At 61.2% G+C, this 1,707-nt stretch carries 2 protein-coding genes and 2 pseudogenes; 3 read left to right on the top strand and 1 reads right to left on the bottom strand.

The features are described from left to right. Positions 1 to 210: 210 nt before the first annotated feature. Both V7D69_RS16065 and V7D69_RS16060 read left to right on the top strand, forming a co-directional pair. Positions 211 to 393, top strand: a pseudogene (locus tag V7D69_RS16065) (DUF1328 domain-containing protein); the annotation flags it as partial. 75 nt (positions 394 to 468) lie between these two features. After that, positions 469 to 687, top strand: coding sequence for a DUF5818 domain-containing protein (locus V7D69_RS16060; RefSeq protein WP_333606346.1), 219 nt, complete (start codon positions 469 to 471; stop codon positions 685 to 687). 29 nt (positions 688 to 716) lie between these two features. On the opposite strand, the gene V7D69_RS16055 is transcribed toward V7D69_RS16060, so the two are convergent. Further along, a complete protein-coding gene (locus V7D69_RS16055; protein ID WP_333606345.1) occupies positions 717 to 992 on the bottom strand; it encodes a hypothetical protein in 276 nt (91 codons plus the stop codon). 375 nt (positions 993 to 1,367) lie between these two features. On the opposite strand from V7D69_RS16055, the pseudogene V7D69_RS16050 reads away from it, so the two are divergent. Next, positions 1,368 to 1,707: pseudogene (locus tag V7D69_RS16050) on the top strand (aconitate hydratase); the annotation flags it as partial.

The following is a 1,707-nucleotide window of genomic DNA, read 5'->3' as shown; positions in this document are numbered from 1 at the left end:
AGCACGTGCGTTTTTAGCCGAGTGCCTGTTGCCAAGAGTCTGTTTGGAAATGCGCGGAAGAGCGCATTTCAGAACCGCACCAGCCCTCTCCCCCACCCGGCCACCCATAGAATACTGCCGTTGGGCGGTCGGGTGGGGGAGAGGGCTGGTGCCGCGATGCGCCGAAGGGCGCATTTCCAAACAGACTTTAACAGCCTAAAGGACCACCCAGTGATCCGCCTCGCTATCATCTCACTCGTCTTCGCTGCGGCGCTCGCCATATTGGGCTTTGGCGGCGCTGCGGGCACTTTCGTGGGTATTGCCAAGTTCCTGTTTTTCCTGGCGATCGCGCTGTTCGTGATTTTCCTCGTCCTGGACCTGCTGGCTGGCAAGGGGATCAAGAAAGCGATAGATTGGGCCGGAGGAGATCCATCCCACTTACGTCATGCAGGACGCGTTCAGCATGACGGGTGAATAAGATGCGGGACCATGTTGATACAAAGCACACCGGAAATCGGCACAGTAATGGACGAAACCGGGCGGCTCATACGGGATGAGGCCGGTTTCCTGCTGCAGCGCGATCTGGGCGGCACATTCCGCCTTGTGCTGCTGCGCGTGCCGGTCGACCATGTCGAAAAGCGCGTGCGGGTGCGGGGCTATTATGCCGGTGACAATGTGGTGGAAGCGGAAGGCGTCGCCGCCGCCTGAAGGTCCCCCTTGGCGGCAGCGTTGACCCGTCAGACGGTCAGGGGATCGAACGGAACGCTGCTATGTGCGTGCACAAAGCGCGCACAGGCCCCGACCCCCCGGTTGTTTTCCAGCGGAAGCGCGGTTTCGCAATAGGCGCATTCGGCCATCAGGCGACCGACGATCCACTGGCTGCGGCCACAGCTGGGGCAGTGGTTCGCTTCCCCTAGATGATAATGGATGATGTATCCCCGCATCGCCGGGTCGAATGACTTGCCGGTGGCGAGGCTTGACACTGGGCGCATCGTCTCTTCCTCCTCAGACATATATTCTCGGCATCAGGCGTAAAAAGCGAAACCAGTTAACGCCGAACAGATGCAACGACAAAAAGCCAGAGCACGCGACCCATCGATTTAAGCAGCCCGCTCCTTGAACCAGAACGCGGCCGATCACCAATGTATCCCCTGCCTTGCGAGCGCGTCTACAAGAAAGATTCTCCAATCGTCCCATTTCGCGCCGCCGCATTGACTCCGGGGCGGCAGGCGCTATGGCGGCGGCCATCAAGGGACATACCCGCTTCGGCCATGGTTGGGGCGCATCCCGCCACCTTGCCGTCCGGTCTTTTTCGCCGTCCGGCGAGCCTCTGGTGGAATACGTCATCCTCCTAGCTGCCGGGGCAACTGCGAGGAGACGCACGACTCATGACCGCCATCGGACAGGACACACTCGGCACGCGCGACACTTTGAAGGTCGGCGGCAAGGATATTGCCATCTACTCGCTGAAGAAGGCCGCGGCCAAGCTCGGCGACGTCAGCCGTCTGCCCTTCTCGATGAAGGTGCTGCTGGAAAACCTGCTCCGCTTCGAGGATGGCGTCACCGTCACCACCGACGACATCAAGGCGATCGTCGACTGGCAGAATGACAAGGGCAAGGCCGAGCGCGAGATCCAGTATCGCCCCGCCCGCGTGCTGATGCAGGACTTCACGGGCGTTCCCTGCGTGGTCGACCTGGCCGCCATGCGCGACGCGATGACCGCGCTGG

The organism is Novosphingobium sp. (assembly GCF_036733805.1).
Taxonomy (GTDB): Bacteria; Pseudomonadota; Alphaproteobacteria; order Sphingomonadales; family Sphingomonadaceae; genus Novosphingobium.
Note: the sequence above shows the minus strand (reverse complement) of the source record. Positions and strands in the feature narration are given on the sequence as shown.